14 protein-coding genes are annotated in these 18,096 nt (G+C 68.8%); 10 read left to right on the forward strand and 4 right to left on the reverse strand.

What is annotated here, in order from left to right; all coding sequences use genetic code 11:
* Positions 1 to 54: 54 nt before the first annotated feature.
* The 10 genes from GXY35_08725 to GXY35_08770 all read left to right on the forward strand — a co-directional run bounded on the left by GXY35_08725 (position 55) and on the right by GXY35_08770 (position 12,799).
* Positions 55 to 1,425 (forward strand): sigma-54-dependent Fis family transcriptional regulator, encoded by a 1,371-nt coding sequence (locus GXY35_08725; GenBank protein ID NLW94660.1) that lies wholly within the window; start codon positions 55 to 57, stop codon positions 1,423 to 1,425.
* Between the two features lie 26 nt (positions 1,426 to 1,451).
* Positions 1,452 to 2,249, forward strand: coding sequence for a phosphatase PAP2 family protein (locus tag GXY35_08730; protein NLW94661.1), 798 nt, complete (start codon positions 1,452 to 1,454; stop codon positions 2,247 to 2,249).
* Positions 2,250 to 2,299: 50 nt separating this feature from the next.
* Positions 2,300 to 4,411, forward strand: a complete 2,112-nt coding sequence (locus tag GXY35_08735) for a nucleotide pyrophosphatase (protein ID NLW94662.1) — start codon at positions 2,300 to 2,302, stop codon at positions 4,409 to 4,411.
* Complete coding sequence (locus GXY35_08740; GenBank protein NLW94663.1) at positions 4,408 to 6,375, forward strand: hypothetical protein; 1,968 nt, start codon at positions 4,408 to 4,410, stop codon at positions 6,373 to 6,375. Before GXY35_08735 ends, GXY35_08740 begins: the two co-directional genes overlap by 4 nt.
* A 130-nt stretch (positions 6,376 to 6,505) precedes the next feature.
* The gene (locus GXY35_08745) at positions 6,506 to 6,697 is read left to right on the forward strand and encodes a hypothetical protein (GenBank protein NLW94664.1); all 192 of its coding nucleotides are present in this window, start codon (positions 6,506 to 6,508) and stop codon (positions 6,695 to 6,697) included.
* Complete coding sequence (locus GXY35_08750) at positions 6,694 to 7,509, forward strand: hypothetical protein (GenBank protein NLW94665.1); 816 nt, start codon at positions 6,694 to 6,696, stop codon at positions 7,507 to 7,509. Before GXY35_08745 ends, GXY35_08750 begins: the two co-directional genes overlap by 4 nt.
* A gap of 60 nt (positions 7,510 to 7,569) precedes the next feature.
* The gene (locus tag GXY35_08755; protein NLW94666.1) at positions 7,570 to 8,373 is read left to right on the forward strand and encodes a sulfate adenylyltransferase subunit 2; all 804 of its coding nucleotides are present in this window, start codon (positions 7,570 to 7,572) and stop codon (positions 8,371 to 8,373) included.
* 25 nt (positions 8,374 to 8,398) lie between these two features.
* Positions 8,399 to 9,649 carry a GTP-binding protein gene (locus tag GXY35_08760; GenBank protein ID NLW94667.1) on the forward strand — a complete coding sequence of 417 codons (1,251 nt, stop codon included), beginning with the start codon at positions 8,399 to 8,401 and terminating at the stop codon, positions 9,647 to 9,649.
* A 16-nt stretch (positions 9,650 to 9,665) separates the two neighbouring features.
* The gene (locus GXY35_08765) at positions 9,666 to 10,952 is read left to right on the forward strand and encodes a hypothetical protein (GenBank protein ID NLW94668.1); all 1,287 of its coding nucleotides are present in this window, start codon (positions 9,666 to 9,668) and stop codon (positions 10,950 to 10,952) included.
* 197 nt (positions 10,953 to 11,149) lie between these two features.
* Positions 11,150 to 12,799 carry a GDP-mannose dehydrogenase gene (locus GXY35_08770; GenBank protein ID NLW94669.1) on the forward strand — a complete coding sequence of 550 codons (1,650 nt, stop codon included), beginning with the start codon at positions 11,150 to 11,152 and terminating at the stop codon, positions 12,797 to 12,799.
* Positions 12,800 to 12,809: 10 nt separating this feature from the next.
* Here GXY35_08770 and GXY35_08775 read toward each other — a convergent pair whose 3' ends face one another.
* The 4 genes from GXY35_08775 to GXY35_08790 form a co-directional block, all read right to left on the reverse strand.
* Positions 12,810 to 13,748 carry a hypothetical protein gene (locus GXY35_08775; protein ID NLW94670.1) on the reverse strand — a complete coding sequence of 313 codons (939 nt, stop codon included), beginning with the start codon at positions 13,746 to 13,748 and terminating at the stop codon, positions 12,810 to 12,812.
* Positions 13,749 to 13,788: 40 nt separating this feature from the next.
* Complete coding sequence (locus tag GXY35_08780) at positions 13,789 to 14,691, reverse strand: tetratricopeptide repeat protein (protein ID NLW94671.1); 903 nt, start codon at positions 14,689 to 14,691, stop codon at positions 13,789 to 13,791.
* 63 nt (positions 14,692 to 14,754) lie between these two features.
* Positions 14,755 to 16,326 carry a PQQ-binding-like beta-propeller repeat protein gene (locus tag GXY35_08785; protein NLW94672.1) on the reverse strand — a complete coding sequence of 524 codons (1,572 nt, stop codon included), beginning with the start codon at positions 16,324 to 16,326 and terminating at the stop codon, positions 14,755 to 14,757.
* Between the two features lie 172 nt (positions 16,327 to 16,498).
* Complete coding sequence (locus tag GXY35_08790; protein ID NLW94673.1) at positions 16,499 to 17,974, reverse strand: pyridoxal-phosphate dependent enzyme; 1,476 nt, start codon at positions 17,972 to 17,974, stop codon at positions 16,499 to 16,501.
* Positions 17,975 to 18,096 lie beyond the last annotated feature (122 nt).

Raw genomic sequence — 18,096 nt, forward strand, 5'->3', positions numbered from 1 at the left:
GACGTCGGGGCAACCGGTTCCGCCGCGCAGGGCGCCGGCGGAAGAGAGGAGAGGATGAAGCGGCGGGTGCTGGTGGTGGACGACGAGCGGAACATGCTCCGGTTGGCGGAGATGATGCTGGGACGGGCCGGCTACGAGCCGCTCCTGGCCTCCAACGCCGCGGAGGCGATCGACCTCCTCGCCGCGCGGCGCGTGGACCTCGTGCTGACCGACCTCAAGATGCCGGGCGGGATGAGCGGGATCGACCTGCTCCGGGAGATGCGGCGCCGGGAGATTTCGACCCCGGTGGTCATCATGACCGCCTTCGGTACCATCAAGGGGGCCGTCGAGGCGATGCGGCACGGGGCGAGTGACTTCGTCCTCAAGCCGTTCGACGTCGAGAGCATCGAGACGGTCATCGCGAAGGTCTTCGAACTGGAGAAGGTGAAGCGGGAGAACGTCTACCTCAGGGAGGAGCTCGTCCGCGCCCGCGCGGCCCCCGAGATCGTGGGCGCGAGCGGGAGGATGCGCGCGATCCACTCCCTGATCGACCGTGTCGCCCCCACCGACGCCTCGGTGCTGCTCTTCGGCGAGACCGGCACGGGGAAGGAGCTCCTCGCGCGCTCGATCCATGAAAAAAGCGCGCGGCGGGAGGGGCTCTTCGTGGCGGTGAACTGCGCGGCGATCCCCGCTCCCCTCCTGGAGAGCGAGCTGTTCGGCCATGTGCGCGGGGCGTTCACCGGGGCGGCCGCGGAGCGGACCGGCAGGTTCGAGAAGGCGGACGGGGGCAGCATCTTCTTCGACGAGATCGGGGATATGGAGCCCGCGCTCCAGGCGAAGATACTCCGCGTCCTGCAGGAGAAGGAGTTCGAGAAGGTGGGGAGCAACGAGACGATCATCGTCAACGTGCGCGTGATCGCCGCCACGAACCGGGACCTCCGTCAGATGATCCGGGACCGTCTCTTCCGGGAGGATCTGTACTACCGTTTGAACGTCGTCAGCATCACGGTCCCGCCGCTCCGCGAGCGGACCGAGGATATCCCGGCGCTCGTGGAGCAGTTCGTCGCGAAATATTCGCGGGAGTGGGGCAAGGAGACCGCCCCGCCCCCGGCGGAGGTGCTGCGGGCCCTCGCCGCCTACCCGTGGCCCGGCAACGTCAGGGAGATGCAGAACGTCATCGAACGGGCGGTGGCGGTGAACAGCACCGGCAGGATCGGCCTCGAGGACCTCCCCCCCGAGATCGTCCGGGGCGCCGCCGCGACGCCGGAGGGGGGCGTTTCCCCCGCTCCGCCGCCGGGCCTCGACGGGGCGGTCGCCGCCCTCGAGCGGGAGCTGATCGAACAGGCGCTCCGCGATTCCAACGGGGTGAAGGCACGCGCGGCGAAGCTGCTGGGGATCAGCGAGCGGAACCTGTGGTACAAGCTGAAGAAATACGGTATCGTCTGACCCGTCACGGAGGGGTGCGGATGCATATGTCGGCGCGTGTGGCGGCGTTGCTGCTCGCGACCTCGGCCGCCGTCGGCCTCGGGGCCGAGGAGTCGCCGCGCCCGGCCGCCCCGTCCGCCGCCCCCCGGCGGCTCAGCCCCGCGGACGCGGAGTTCTGGCGGGAGCTCGCCCCGCGGCCGGCCGACCTCTGGGGGGAGACCACGGAGACGTTCAGGGGCTGGAACCTCGCCGCGGTCGCCGCGACCGCGGGGCTCGCGGGGGGGCTCGCCTTCCTCGACGCCGACATGCAGAAACCGTGGCGCGACGGCGACAGGCTGATCGGCGCCGACCTCTGCGACGTCGGCGACCTGGTCGGGCACCCGGGGGTCCAGGCCGGCGTGATGGGCCTCACCTACACGCTCGGCCAGGCGCTCGGCGACGAGACGCTCGCCAAAACCGGGAAGTCGATGGCGGAGACGATGATCTTCACCTCCCTCGCCACGGTCGCCCTCAAGGGGATCTTCAACCGCGAACGGCCCGACGGCGACGACCATATGTCGTTCCCCTCGTGGCACGCCTCCGCGACCTTCGGGAACGCCACCGTCCTCGCGGAGTACTACGGGTGGAAGGCGGCGGTCCCGGCGTACCTCGTCTCGGCGTTCGTCGCCTGGAGCCGGGTCGAGGACAACAAGCATTTCGTGAGCGACGTGGTGGCGGGCGCCGCCGTGGGCTGCATCTTCGGGCACGCGGTGTCGCGCTACAACCTCAGGGTCCATCCGGCCGTCTCGATCGAACCGGTGCTGCTGGATGAGGGGGCCGGCGTCCAGGCCCGCGCGCGGTTCTGACCTTCCGCGGCCGTTTCGCCGTTTGGAGGGTCGCTCGCACGGAGAGCGGCATGAACGGAGCATCGAGGCGGATCGCCTTTCTGGCCGCCGCGGGCATCTGCCTGCGCGCGACGGCGGCCTCCGCCTACATCGGGCCGGGCGCGGGGTTCGCCTTCCTCGGCTCGTTCGTCTTCATACTGGGGGGGATGCTCCTGGCGGTGGTCGCGCTGCTCACCCTCCCCGCGCGCATCCTCCTGGCGCGCCTGCGCGGCAGGAAGGCGTTCCGGAGGGCCGCGGCGGAGCGGGTCGTCATCGTCGGCCTCGACGGCCTCGACCCCGCCCTCGCGTCGGGGTGGATGCGGGAGGGGAAGCTGCCGAATCTCTCCGCCCTCGCCGCCGAGGGGTGCTTCTCCCCGCTGGCGACCTCGAATCCCCCGATCTCCCCGGTGGCGTGGTCGTCGTTCATCACCGGCTCGAACCCGGGCAAGCACAACGTATTCGATTTCCTGATGCCCGACCGGCGGAACTGCCTCCCCGCCCTCTCCTCCGCCTCGATCGAACCCACGCGGAGGACGCTGCGCCTCGGGCGGCTGCGGGTCCCCCTCGGGAAGCCGACCATCCGGCTCCTCCGGAAAGGGGTCCCGTTCTGGAGGATACTCGGGGAGCACGGGATCCGCAGCGTCGTGCTCAAGGTGCCGATCACCTTCCCCCCGGAGAGATTCCGCGGCATGCTCCTCTCCGGCCTCTGCGCGCCTGATCTCAAGGGCTCCCAGGGGACATTCGCCTTCTACACCACGGCCGACCCTCCCGCCGGCTCCGTCACCGGGGGCTGCCGCGTGCGCCTGGAGGGGGACGGTCCGGTGTTCGAGACGCGCATCTCCGGTCCCCGCGACCCGTACGGGAGGGGGTTCGATTTGTCGATCCCGATGCGGATCGAGGTCGATGCGGCGCGGGGGCTCGCCCGCCTGCGGATAGCCGGACGCTCGCACACGGTGCGGGCGGGGACGCTCTCGGACTGGATCCCTCTCGTCTTCCGCGCCCCGCTCGGCACGCGGGTCCGCGGCATCGCGCAGTTCTTCCTGAAACAGGTTGCCCCGCGCGTGGAGCTCTACCTCTCCCCCGTCAACATCGACCCCGAGAACCCGGCCCTCCCGGTGTCGCACCCGCGCGTCTACGCCTCGTACCTGGCCAAGGTCGTCGGCCCGTTCGCCACGCTGGGGCTCCCGCAGGACACCTGGGCGCTGAACGAGGGGATCCTCACCGACGATGCGTTCCTCCAGCAGGCGTACCGGATCCACGACAGGCTCGAAGAGATCTTCTTCCACTCCCTGAAGAGGATGCGGAGAGGGATGCTCTGCTGCGTCTTCGACACCACCGACGCCGTCCAGCACGAGTTCTGGCGCTACATGGCCGACGGCCACCCGGCGCTGAAGGGAGGGGAGCCCCCCCCCGGCCCCCCGGTGATCGAACAACTGTACCGGAGGATGGACGGCCTGATCGGGAGGGTGCGGGCGGCGCTGGGGCCGGATGACGTGTTGATGGTCGTCTCCGACCACGGCTTCACGCTGTTCAAACGCTGCGTGAACCTGAACCGGTGGCTGTTCGAGAACGGCTACCTCGCCCTCAAGGACGGCGCCTCGTCGTGCGGGGACTGGTTCGAGGGGGTCGACTGGGAGCGGACGAGGGCGTACGGGTTCGGCCTTTCGGGGCTCTACCTCAACCTGAAGGGGCGGGAGAGCCGGGGCACGGTGACGCCGTCGGAGGCGGGGGCGCTGAAGCGGGAGATCGCGGGGAGGCTCGCGGGGCTCAGGGACGTCGCGGGGGGCGCGGAGGCGGTCGCAGCGGTGTACGATACCGCCGCCGTCTACGCCGGCCCCTACGTCGAGAACGCCCCGGACCTCGTGGTGGGGTACGCGCCGGGGTTCCGCTGCTCGTGGGAATCGGTCACCGGCAGGGTCGGCGCGCAGGTCTTCTCGGACAACGACAAGGCGTGGAGCGCCGACCATTGCATCGACCACCGGTTCGTGCCGGGGGTCTTCTTCTGCAGCCGGCCGGCGGCGGCGGAGGCACCGCGCATCGTGGACATCGGCCCGACCGTGCTCGACCTGTTCGGCGTCGCGCCCCCCGCGCACATGGACGGCCGGCCGCTCGGCGTGGCGGGGAAAGGGATGCGGAACGGATGAACAGACGGAGAACGGCGACGGCGGCGGTGGCCGCGGCGCTCGTCTGCGCGTGCCTCCTCCCGGGCTGCGCGCCGCGGGATCGCTCCGGCGGGAAGCGGGTCGTCGTCCTCGCCTTCGACGGGATGGACCCCCGGATCGTGCGCGAGATGTTCGCCAAAGGCGGGCTGCCGAACATGAAAAGACTGTCGGAGACCGGCGGCTTCACCGAGCTCTGGTCGAGCGTCCCGCCGCAGAGCCCGGTCGCCTGGTCCAATTTCATCACCGGCAAGAACCCCGGGGGGCACGCCATCTTCGACTTCATCCACCGGGATCCCGCCACCTACCTGCCGTTCCTCTCCACCTCGGAGACGATCCCCCCGCGCCGCACGCTCGCCCTCGGCGACTACATCCTGCCCCTCTCCGCAGGGACCGTGCTCCTCAAGCGCGAGGGGAAGGCGTTCTGGGAGTACCTCGAGGAGGGCGGGATACCGGCGACGATCTTCAGGATCCCCTCCAACTTCCCCCCCGTCCCGGGCCGCGCGCAAAGCCTCTCCGGGATGGGAACGCCGGACCTGATGGGCACCTACGGGATCTACCAGTTCTTCACGAGCGACCCCGCCGACATCCCGAAGGACCCCTCGGGCGCCGAGTTCACGCTGGTCGAGCCCCGGGACGGCGCCGTGCGGGCGGAGATCGCGGGCCCCGCGAACTCCTACCGCAAGGAGGCGCCGCGGCTCTCCATCGCCTTCACCGCCTGGATCGACGAGGCGCACGGCGCCGCCAGGATCGATCTGCCCGGCGAAAGCCTGATCCTGCGGCAGGGGGAGTGGAGCGACTGGCTGGTCCTCGAGTTCAAGCCCCTCGCGCTGGCCCCGGCGGTGCGGGGGATCTGCCGCCTGTACCTGAAGGAGGTCCGGCCCCGATTCAGACTGTACGTCACTCCGATCAACATCGACCCGAAGGCCCCCGCACTCCCGATCGACACCCCCCGCGGCTACGCCGCCGGGGTGGCGGAGGCGGTCGGCTATTTCTACACGCAGGGGATGCCGGAGAACACGAAGACGCTCACCAACGACACCTTCACCATCGACGAGTTTTACACGCACTTCCGGATGGTTCTGGACGAGAACCACCGCCTCTTCGACCATATCTGGGAACGGTACCGCGACGGCCTCCTCTTCTACTACTACTCGAGCACCGACCTCGGCACGCACATCTTCTGGCACCTCCGCGACCCGAAGCATCCGATCCACAACGCGCAGGCGCGCGCGCGCCTCGGCGACGTGATCGAGGAGACCTACGCGGAGATGGACGGGGTGGTCGGGAAGGTGATGGCCGAGATCGGCGACGGCGCCACGCTCATCGTGATGTCGGACCACGGCTTCGCGCCGTTCTACGTCTCGTTCAATCTGAACGGCTGGCTGCGGGAGAACGGCTACCTGGTCCTGAGGGACGGGGCGGCGGAGGGGTCGCTCTTCACGAACGTGGACTGGCGGAAGACGCGCGCCTACGCCATCGGCCTGAACTCCCTCTACCTGAACCTGGCGGGGAGGGAGCGGGACGGGATCGTCGATCCGGGGGCGGAGCGGGACGCGCTCCTGCGGGAGCTCGCCGCGAAGCTGGAGGCGGTGCGGGACCCGGGGAACGGCTCGGCCGTGATCAAGCGGGTCTACCGCGCGGACGAGGTCTACTCGGGCGAGTATGCGGGGCGGGCCCCCGACCTTGTGGTCGGCTACGACTGGGGGTACCGGACCTCGTGGGAGAGCGCCCTGGGCGACGTGAAGGGGACGCTCCTCGCCACGAGCACCGAGGAGTGGAGCGGCGACCATTGCGGCGCGATGGAGGTCGTGCCGGGCATCCTCTTCTCGAACAAGAGGATCGCCCTCACGGATCCGCACCTCTACGATCTGACGCCGTCCATCCTCGCGGAGTTCGGGCTCCCGAAGCCCGCGGATATGATCGGCCGCAACGTCTTCGAACAGTGAGGGGTCGATCGGCGCCGCCGGGGGACGCAACGCGGCTCCTAGACGGAGGCGGAGCGTCGCGACGGACGCGGGCGACGGGGACAGACGAAACGATCCGCGAAGATCCGCGGCACGAGCAGGGGAGGCGCAGATGGCCAGGAAGGTGAGGATCGAGGAGGGGCTGTACGGGAAGATCGAGAAGGCCGCGGCCGCGGCGGGCTATCCGAACGTCGATGAGTTCGTGGTCCATCTTCTCGAGAAGGCCGTCGCCGGAGTCGGCGGCGGAGACGACGACGCGGAACGGGTGAAGGAGCGGCTCAGGGGGCTCGGGTACCTCTCATGATCAGTGCCGCGGGACAGGCGCTGACGCGCCTCTTCGATCTGATTCTCCTCCCGGCGAGGGGCGCCGCGCCGGTCTGGGGGATCGCCCTCGCCGCCCTCCTGACGGCCGCGGGCGTCCTCATCTCCTACCGGCTCGTCTCCGACCAGGATGCGATACGCCGCCTCAAGAAGCGCGTCCAGGGGCACCTCCTCGGCATCTACCTGTACCGGGACGACCCGCGCGCGATGCTCGGCTCCCTCGGCCGGGTCTGGTCAAACTCCATGCGGTACCTGGCATATTCCCTCGTCCCGTTCGCGGTCGCGTTCGTCCCCGTGGCGCTCGTCTGCCTGCAGCTCGATCTCCGCTACGCGCACCGTCCGCTTCGCCCGGGTGAACGCATGACCGTCTCCGTCGAGCTCGACCCAAGCGCCCCGCCCCCCGCGCTCTCCTCCACCGGCGGATTGCAGATCGAGACGGCGCCCCTGGCGATCGGCGGCACCGGGGAGACGAACTGGAGGGTGCGCGCGGTCGCGCAGGGCGCGCAGGCGGTCACGGTCGCCGTCGGCGAGGAGACGCTCGCCCTCCCCGTCGCGGTCGGCGGGGCGGCGCGGCCGCTCTGCCGCCGGCGGCTTCGGTCCCCCGTGCGGCAGGGGCTTCTCTGCCCCGCGGGCGATCCGATACCCCGCGGGAGCGCGGTGCGGGCGGTGCGGGTCTCCTACCCCCCCGAGCGGGTCCGCCTGGCGGGGATGCGCCTGCACTGGAGCGCCTCCTTTTTCGTGCTCGCCCTCGCCTTCGGCCTGCTTCTGAAAAGGCCGTTCGGAGTTGATTTCTGACCTCGGGGCGGCTATACTGTCGCTCTCCAAACAGTGCGCCCGGCAACAAAAGGACGACCATTGGACCACCTCTCTGAACTCGAGCACAAGACGATCTATGTCGTGCGGGAGGCGTACAGCCGCTTCCGCAACATCGGGATGCTCTGGTCGATCGGCAAGGACTCGACCTCGCTCCTCTGGATCTGCCGCAAGGCGTTCTTCGGGAAGGTCCCGTTCCCGGTCATCCACATCGACACCGGCCACAAGTTCAAGGAGATCTACGCATTCCGGGACCGCTACGCGAAGGAGTGGGGGCTCGACCTGCGGGTCGCGAAAAACGACGCGGCGCTCGCCGCCGGGATGGGGCCCGACAAGGGGGCGAAGCTCGACTGCTGCCATGCCCTCAAGACGCAGGCCCTGAAGGAGTTCATCGCCCGCGAGAAGCTCGACGCCATCCTCCTCGGCATCCGCCGCGACGAGCACGGCATCCGGGCCAAGGAGCGCTACTTCTCGCCGCGCGACGAGAAGTTCGAGTGGGACTACCAGAACCAGCCCCCCGAGCTCTGGGACCAGTTCAAGTCCAGCAGCGAGGGGCACCACCACCTCCGCGTGCATCCGATCCTCCACATGACCGAGACCGACATCTGGCGTTACGTTCGGCGGGAGGGGATGCCGGTGGTCGACCTGTATTTCGCCAAGGGGGGGAGGCGCTACCGCTCGATCGGCTGCGCCTGCTGCTGCGCGACCGTGGAGTCGGACGCGGAGACCGTCGACGCCGTCATCCGCGAGATAGAGACGACGAACGTCTCCGAGCGTTCGGGGCGGGCGCAGGACAAGGAAGACGCGTACACGATGCAGAAGCTGCGGGCGCTCGGCTACATGTGAACGGCGGGCGGCGAAAGGGAGATCGATGGCGCAGACACGCGGGCGCGAGAACATGAAGATCGTCATCGTGGGCCATATGGACCACGGCAAGTCCACCCTCATCGGGCGGCTCCTCTACGATACCCGTTCGCTCTCCCCCGACCGGATGGAGGTCATCCGGAAGACGTGCGAGGAGATGGGGAAGCCGGTCGAGTTCGCCTTCGTGATGGACCACCTCCGCGAGGAGCGGGAGCGGGGGATGACGATCGACACCGCCCAGACCTTCTTCCACACCGCGCGCCGCGACTACGTGATCATCGACGCCCCCGGGCACAAGGAGTTCATGAAGAACATGATCACCGGGGCGAGCCAGGCCGAGACGTCCATCCTCATCGTGGATGTGCATGAAGGGGTGATGGAGCAGACGCGGCGGCACGCCTATGTGCTCGGGATGCTCAACCTGAGGAAGAACATCCTGGTCCTGAACAAGATGGACCTCGTCGGTTACGACAAGGCGGCGTTCGAGCGCGTGCGCGGCGAGATCGCCGCCTTCCTCAAACGTCTGGGGATCGCCCCCTCGTTCGTCATTCCGGTCTCGGGGACCGGCGGGGACAACTTCGCCTCCCCCTCCGGGAAGATGCCCTGGTACAAGGGGCCGACGCTCATCGACGCCCTCGACACCCTCGAAAAGGACCGGGACCTCAGGGAGAAGCCGCTCCGGATGCCCGTGCAGGACGTTTACGAGCGGGAGGCGGGGCGCATCGTCGCGGGCAGGATCGAATCCGGCTCGCTTCGCGAGGGGGACGCGGTGAGGATCTTCCCCGGGGAGGAGCGGGCGACCGTGGCGAAGGTTCTCGAGTTCGGCGCGACGCGCGCCTCCGCGGAGGCGGGGGAGTGCATCGGCGTGCTGCTCTCGGGGGGGGCGGCGCCGCGGCGCGGCGATCTCCTGGGAGCCCTCGGCGACCCCCCGCGCCTCGGTACGGCGGTCAGCGCGAACCTGTTCTGGATGGCCGCGGAGGCGTGCGCGGCAGGCGAGAGGCTCACGTTGCGCCTTGGAACGCAGGAGACGCCCTGCAGGATCGAAACGATCGGGAAGAGGATCGACTCCTCGACGCTCGACGTCATCGAGGAGAACGCCCGCGCGCTCGAAGAGACCGAGGTGGGCGAGGTCCTGGTCCGCACCGAACGCCCGGTCGCCTTCGAGCTCTTCAGCGACATCCCCGAATTGGGCCGTTTCGTCCTCGAGAGGGGGAACGACATCGTCGCCGGGGGGATCATCACCCGTCCCGGCCCCTGATCCAAAGGAGACCGGAATGCCTCCCCGCCCGCGCGCGGTCATCGTCGGCCTCGACGGCGTACCCCACCGGCTCATCGAGCGGTACGCCTCCGACGGGACGATGCCGAACCTCGGGGCGATACTCGCGACCGGGACGCTCCGGAGGATGGCCTCCTCCATCCCGGAGATCTCCTGTGTCGCCTGGAGCACGATCATCACCGGCAGGAACCCGGGCGTTCACGGCATCTACGGGTTCATGAACCTGCGGCCGGGCACCTACCAGTTCTCGTTTCCCGCGTTCGGAGACCTGAAGGCGCCTCCGTTCTGGGAGGAGATGCCGGACACGCGGGCCGCGATCGTCAACATCCCGGGCACCTATCCCGCGCGCACCATGAACGGGGTTACCGTGTCGGGTTTCGTAGCCCTCGACCTCGCGCGGGCGACATATCCGAAACACCTCATCCCGGAGCTCGAGCGGCTCGGCTACCGGATCGACGTGGACGCGGCCAAGGGCCACTCCGACATCGACGCCTTCCTGCGCGACCTCGACGCGACGCTCGAGGCGAGGATCCGGGCGGCCCGCTTCCTGCTCGCACGGGAGCGCTGGGATATCTTCTTCCTCGCCTTCACCGGGACCGACCGGCTCTCCCATTTCCTCTTCGAGGCGTTCGAGAACGACGCCCACCCCCGCGCCGGCGCCTTCCGGGCGCACTTCAAACGGATCGACGGCTATCTCGGCGAGCTGTACGAGACAGTCGGGGCCGACGATCTCCTTGTGCTGCTCTCCGACCACGGCTTCGACCTCGTCGAGACGGAGATCAACGTCAACAGGGCCCTCGCCGACGCCGGCTTTCTGAAGATCGCGAGCCCGACACGGGATTCGTTCGAAGGGGTGGGGGAGGGGAGCCGGGCGTTCGCCCTCGATCCCGCGCGGATTTATGTCAACCTCCGGGGGCGGTACCCGCGCGGATGCGTCGATCCCGGCGACCGGGAGCGCGTCGCCCGGGACGTCGCCGGCGCCCTCCAGGATCTCTCGGTGAACGGGAGGCCGGTGATCCGCAGCGTCTTCTCGAGAGAGGAGCTCTATGCGGGGAGCCGGATCGCCGAGGCCCCCGATCTCGTGCTCCTGCCCCGGCGGGGGTTCGATCTGAAGGGGCGCCTCGCCGCACCGGCGCTGGTCTCCAGGGGCGTCTTCACCGGGATGCACACGCACGACGACGCGTTCCTCTTCGTGCGATCCTCGGCCATCCCGCCGTCGGAGATCCCCGCCGCGCCGTGGGTCGGGGATGTGCGCGCCCTCGTCGAGCGCGGGCTCGCCGGCTAGTGCCGCCGTTTCGGGCGCCTCCGCTTCGTCATCGTGCCCCCCGCCTGTCGAGGAGGAAGGGCGCCGTGCGCCGGATGGGTCGATCCCGGGGCGGGGGAGCGGATCGCCCTCAGGCCATCTGACCGATCACGGCGGCCGGCCGTTCTGCTACAATACCCCTTTGCAGCCGGATGCCGCGGCGCTGAAAGGAAGGCAGGATGAACGCGAACAAGCGGCTCTACTCGATCAGCCCCTCCGGGGCTAAATTCCCGCTGCCCCGTCCGGAGGAGTACCCCAGGGAGTTCGCCCGGGTGAAGAAACTCGCCGCGGCCCACCGAAAGGAGAAGCGGGAGGTCGTGGTGGTGATGGGGGTCGGGTTCGTCGGCGCCGTGATGGCGGCGATCGTCGCGGACAGCAGGGGGAAGGGCGGCAGGCCGTCGAAGTTCGTGATCGGGATGCAGCGCCCGAGCGTCCGCTCCTACTGGAAGATACCGCTCCTCAACCGCGGCGTCCCCCCGGTGGAGGCGGAGGACCCCGAGGTGGCGCGGATCATCCGCCGCTGCGTCCTCGAGACGAAGACCCTTGTCGCGACCTGGGTCTACGACGTGCTCTCCCTCGCCGACGTGGTCGTCGTGGACGTCCAGTGCGACTACGCCAAGTACGCCCTCGGCGACGTGCGCAAGGGGTGGGCCGACATCGCCGCCCTCGAGGAGTCGCTGGAGATCATCGCCCGGCATATCCGGCCGGAGACGCTGGTCCTCATCGAGACGACCGTGCCCCCCGGGACGACCGAGCAGGTGGCGTACCCGATCATGCGGAAAACGTTCCGGAAGCGCGGCATCGCCTCCGATCCGCTCCTCGCCCACAGCTACGAGCGGGTGATGCCGGGGAAGGAGTACGTCGCCAGCATCCGCGACTTCTGGCGCGTCTGCAGCGGGATCAATCCCCGGGCCCGGGAACGGGTGGTGCGGTTCTTGAACGAAATCCTGAACACGAAGCGGTACCCGCTCACCGTCCTGGACCGTCCGATCGAGTCGGAGACCGCGAAGATCGTCGAGAACAGCTACCGCGCCGCCTGCCTCGCGTTCCTCGACGAGTGGAGTCTCTTCGCCGAGCGGAACGGCGTGGACCTGGTCAAGGTGATCAACGCGATCAAGGTGCGCCCCACGCACTCCAACATCATCTTCCCGGGCCCCGGCATCGGCGGCTACTGCCTGCCGAAGGACGGCGGGCTCGGGATGTGGGCCTACCGGCATATCCTGGGCTTCGAGGACGAGATCTTCAAGATCACCCCGCTCGCCATCGACATCAACGACACGCGAGGCCTCCATGCGGCCCAGATCACGCGGGACGCCCTGCGGAACATGAACCGCCCGGTCGCCGCGGCGGAGATCCTGCTCCTCGGCGCCTCGTATCGCGAGGACGTCGGCGACACCCGCTACAGCGGGTCCGAGATCATTGCGCGGCGCCTCTCGGAGATGGGGGCGGAGATCAGGGTCCATGACCCGTACGTGCGGTCGTGGCCGGAGCTGGAGAAGCAGGAGTCGTACCCCGGGAAGGGGCACGGGAAGAAGGGGTTCTTCCGCGGGCAAAACCGGCTCGCGGAGGTGCGGGTCTGCAGCGACCTCGAGAAGGGGCTCTCCGGCGCGGACGCGGTGATCTTCGCCGTCCGGCACGCGCCGTATCTGCGCCTCGATCCCGACGAGGTGGTCCGCATGATCGGGGGGGCCGCCGCGATCATCGACTGCTTCGGCATGCTCGACGACGCGAAGATCAAGCGGTACTTCGAGCTCGGCTGCGAGGTGAAGGGGCTGGGGCGCGGGCATATCCAGCGGATCAAGGACGAGGTGCGGAGGGAGCGGCGGTAGGCTTGCGAAGTCAGCGACCGGGGTGCGGCGGCGGGGCAGCCGTCTTCCCGCAGACCTCCCGCGCGACGAAGCGCGCCAGGGAGCCGCAGATGCTCTGCGCCACGTCGTCGGGAACCCCCTCCGGCGTTCTCGATTTGAACCGCATGTCGCACTGGTCGTTGACATAGTCGACCGAGACCCACCGCATCGAATCGGTCAGGGCGATCTCGGTCGAGAAGAAGTTCAACCGCGCGATCGCGCGGATCTCGCGCGTGATCGCCTCCATCCTCCCCAGCCCCCATCGCGCCGCCTCGTCCGTCGTCACCCGTTCGTAGATGTGCCGTTGCGGGTCCCACCAGCAGAGCAGGGTGTCACCCCCGGCGTAGTAGGCGCGGAACCAGGCCTTCCTCCCCTCGATGAGCCTCGGGACGATATTCTCCTGGACGAGGATCCGGTCGTGCCTGAACTCCATCCGCGCCGCCTGCACCTCCGCGAGGGAACGCGCGCCCACCAGGACCCCGAGGCCGCCGCCTCCGTGCGCGGGCTTGACGATGAACGGAACCCCCAGCTCCCCGAGGACGGGGAGCGCCTCCGCGGGGTCGTCGTCCCTGAAGACCGGCAGGATGATTGTGCGGGGGACGTCGATGCCGCGGATCGAGAACTCGTGGTGCATCGCGGCCTTGTCGATCGCCCGCTCGACGTCGGGGAGCGGGTTCACGCAGAGCGTCTCCGTGTTTCCGAGCGCGGCGGCGAGCGGGACGAAAGCGGGGTTCGTGTCGGAGGCGCGGTCGAAGAACGCCCTAAAGGCGAGCTCCCCCGAGGCCACCGCGCGCTCGATCTCGGCGAGGCTCCCGGGATCCACGACGCAGGTGGAGAGGCCGCACCCCAGGCAGTTCCGGCGGAGGAGGGCGATGAAATCCTTGTCGTACTTCCATTCCCAGGCGATGCAGATATCGAGTGTCGTGGTCATCGCGTGTAGCGGCTGCGGGGCGGGGGCGCGCCCTCGGGAGTCAGGTGGCGTCGCGTGTCCCCAGCGTGTTGAGTGTTTCGATCTCGCGGGGGCTCAGATACGAGCGGGCCTCCGGCGCGAGGGGGCGGCCTGTCTCCCTCACCCGGCGGACGAGGTCGCGGTAGACGGCGGTGAGGCCGATCTCGCAGTTGTACGAATTCCCGGCCCTCAAGAGGATCCCCTTCTTGTAGTGCCTGACCGCCTCCTCGATGCGGCCGCTCTGGAAGCAGCAGCGCCCGAGGTAGGCGTAGGCGAGGGCGAGCTTGAAATCTTTGTGCTTGCTCCTGAGGAGCGAAAGATTCTCCTCCATGAAACGCGCCACCGGCTGCAGGAGATCGATCGCCTTGTCGTAATCCCCCTTCCGGTCCGCGTAGTGTGTCGCCTTGTCGAACGCCCTGAGGAACCAGCCGTACCGGTCGTTGAAGACGCGCAGGAACCTCTCCGGCGGGAGGGGGAAGATCCTCCCCGCCCCGTCGGGCGCCGGGGCGGTCGGGGCGCCGCAGTCGGGACACGCCTCGGCGGCACGGTCCGCGAGCGTCCCGCACGAAGGGCAGACCATCCGGGCGTCCGAGACGGGATCCGCCTGCATCCGCTCCGCCGACTCCGTCTCCTCGTGCAGGAGGAGGTGGATCCGGCCCTGTATCCCCTCGAGGTAGTCGGGGCCCTCCTCCGCCGTCCGGGGGGGCGCCTCGTGCGGGGGTGCCGTCTTCTCGGGCAAGGCGGGGAGGGCGAGCTCGAGCTCGTCGAGTCTCCTCCGAAAGTCGTCAAGCTCCTTCCCCAGCGCCTCGACCCGCTCCCTGAACTCCGCGAGGCGGGCAAGACAGGCGCGCCGCGCCCCCTGCGCCTCCGGTGCCGCGGAGGCGGATTCCCCGTCGCCGCGCGCGCGCTGCCTGTCAATCTCCATGGGACCCCCTCCGGGCGCGGCCGTGTTTGAAGGATGCGCCGCGTCGCCGGACGGCCGCGGCCGTTACTGTACGATGACCTGCGCCTGGGCGTAGTACTGGTACACCGCGTTCTCGATCGCCGGCCGCGCGCCCTTGGGCACGAACCCCGCGGTCACCGTGTAGGTTCCCGATATCCCCCGCGGGATCCGGGGGAGCGAAAAGAGGGTGCCCTCGTAGGCGAAATCGAGGCCGTACATCTTCCTGGCCATCGGCCGTATCCCGGAAACGAGCTCCATCGGCCGGCCGAGGACGAACGAGTAGGTCCCCGCGGGGCCGGAGATGACGCCGTACGCGTCGACGATGAAGCCGAGCGGCTGGATCTGCACGCGGACGCTGAACGGCTCCCCTGCGCTGGCCGAGTGGCTGCTGAGGAAAAGGCGGAAACGCGGCGTCGGCACGGGCGTCGGCGACGGGGAGGGGGTCGGGGTGGGCGAGGGGCCGAACGTGGGCGTGGGCGGCGGAGGGCCGCCGCCGAAGACGTATAGGCACCTGTCGAGGGAACCGACGCTCACCCTGCTGTCGGCCCAGATCACGGGGGAGGAGGAGACGGCGTCGGAGGCCTTGTAGCTCCACGCGAGGACGCCGGAGGAGGCGATCGCGTAGATGAACGCCCCGTCGCAGCCGAAGTAGACCATGCCGTCCGAGGAGAGGGCGGGGGAGGAGTTGATCTCGAGGGAGGCGGTGTACGACCAGCGCAGGGCCCCCTTCGAGTCGAGCGCGTAGAGGATCTTGTCCTTCGACCCGATCCAGATATCCCCCGAGGCGGCGATCGCGGGCGAGGAGTCCACGAGCCCGGCGGTCTGGTAGCTCCAGGAGAAGCCGCCCGAGGAGGAGACCGAATAGACCCGGTGATCGTGCGCCCCGAAGACCAGGCTGCCGTCGGGCGCGATCGCGGGGGAGGAGTTGATGCCGCCGTACTCGGAGCTGAAGGACCAGACGAGGGTCCCGACGCTGTTGAGCGCGTAGAAGACGCTGATGGCGGCGCCGTAGTGGATCGTGCCGTCGGAGGAGATCGCCGGGGAGGAGTGCACCGCGCCGCTGGAGTAGTAGCTCCAGAGGAATGTCCCGGTGGAGGAGAACGCGTACAGGTTCATGTCGTCGCTGCCGAGCGCGATGAGGCCGTCGTCGGAGATGGCCGGGGAACTCGAGACCGGATCCGCAGCCTGGTAGCTCCAGATGAAGGCGCCGCTTTTCGTCAGGGCGAGGATCCGGGCGCTCTCCGAACCGACGACGATCGAGCCGTCATCGGCGATCGCCGGAGAGGAGGCGACCTTGTCCCCGCACTGGTAGCTCCAGAGGAATGCGCCGGCCGGGGTGAAGGAGTAGAGGCGCGTGTCATCCGACCCCACGTAGAGCTCGCCGTCCGTGCCGAGCGCGACGGAGGAAACGATCCCTTCGCCCGCCTGGTAGCTCCAGGAGAGCGTTCCGTTGAGCGTCCCCTGGCGGCCGCTGAGGCCGGTGCGCCGCGCATCGCGGCGGAACATCGGCCACTCAGAGGCGGCGGGCTGCGCGCTGCAGGCGGAGCTTATGAGGAACGGGAGGGCGGTGACGACAGCGGCGACAAGCGCGGGAGCGACGGCAGCGCGCGGCCTCATAGGCATCCTCCCCTGTGGGCGACGCTATGAGCATAGCACAGCCGCCCCCCCGCACGGAAGGGGGAAGCGCCGCCCTCTGTCCGCGTTCCGTCCTCGCGAATCGGGCCGCGGAGCGGCTCACCGCCCTCCGCGGCCTCTCGTTGCCGCAGCGTGCGGACAACCGTCACGCCGGTCAGAGCTTCTTGAGCAGCCCGGTCCGCTCGTTGAACTCCGTGATCAACGCGTCGATCTCGTCCGCCTGGCCCTGGATCCGGTCCCAGTAGGCCGGGTAGTCGTACCACTGGGCGTTGAGCTCCTTGAGCTCGCGCCCCTGCTGCTCGATCCAGGTGTAGTACTTCAGGTTGTGGACGCGCTTGCGGTCCCAGTACCCGAGCTCGGCCATCCGGTCCGTCGTGACAGCCATCAGACAGCGGTGGTAGTCGCGCGCCGCGTCGAGCTCGGTGTAGGCCCCGAACTGCTCGCGGTACTCCGTGACGCGGCTCCCGTAGAGTTCCATCGAGTCGGTGAGGACCGTCAAGACGACGTCGTGGGCCCCGAGCTCGTACCATTTTGCGAACTTGATGGCGGAGAGGATGTTGCCGACGCCCGAGATCCCGATCAGGTCGAGGCGGTCGATGCACGCCTTCGACACCCCCTGCTTTTTGAGGTACTCGCGGCCGGACGGCTCGTTGAAGAGCCGGATGACGTTCACGCAGTCGTTGTCGTCGGCGGCGATGATCATGTCGGTGTTCCGCATGTTGTGGATCCAGGGGACGTGCTTGTCGCCGATCCCCTCGATCCGGTGCCCGCCGAAGCCGTTGAGGAGGAGCGTCGGGCACTGCCACGCTTCGCCGGCGGCGATCTTGCTGGTCGGGAAGCGCTTCTTGAGGTAGTCGCCGGCGGCGATCGTCCCGGCGGATCCGGTCGTGAGGACAACGCCCGCATACCGGTCGCCGTTCCGCATCTCCTTCTTCAGCACCTCCTCCATCGCGTGGCCGGTGACCTCGTAGTGCCAGAGGTGGTTGCCGAACTCGTCGAACTGATTGAAGATGACGATATCGTCCTTGCGCGTCCTGCGCAGCTCCCAGCACTTGTCGTAGATCTCCTTGACGTTCGACTCGCCGCCGGGCGTGGCGATGACCTCGCCGGCGACCTGCTTCAGCCACTCGAAGCGTTCCTTGCTCATCTCCTCGGGGAGGATGGCGATCGACTCGCAGGCGAGGAGATGGGAGTCGTAGGCCCCGCCGCGGCAGTAGTTGCCGGTGGAGGGCCAGACGGCCTTCTGGGCGGTCGGGTCGAACTGCCCGGTGACGAGGCGCGGGACGAGGCAGCCGAAGCTCGCCCCGACCTTGTGCGCCCCGGTCGGGAACCATTTGCCCACGAGGCAGATGATGCGCGCCTCCGTCCCGGTGAGCTCCTTCGGGAGCTCGAGGTGGTTGACGCCGCCGTAGAGGCCGCCGTTCGCGACCGGTTCGTTTTTCCAGGTGATCCGGAAGAGGTTGACGGAGTCGAAGTCCCAGAGGCCGGTCTTCTTCAGGCGCGCCTTGATCTTGGCGGGGACGCGCGACGGGTCTTTCTGCTCCTTGAAGGTCGGGATGATGATGTTGCGCTCCCTGCAGCGCTGGACCGCCTTCTCCAGCTTCTTCTTGTCGACCTTCAGGTCAATCATGCCGATCATCTCGCCCCTCCGTGTAATGGTGACCGCCCGCCCCTTCTGCGGGGAGGACGCGAAAGCTGATATTAGCACAGGTGCGCCTGATACTCAACATCCATGGCGGCGACTGTCGTTTA

Source organism: Chlamydiota bacterium, assembly GCA_012729785.1.
In the GTDB taxonomy this organism is placed as follows: domain Bacteria; phylum Auribacterota; class Tritonobacteria; order UBA1439; family UBA1439; genus UBA1439.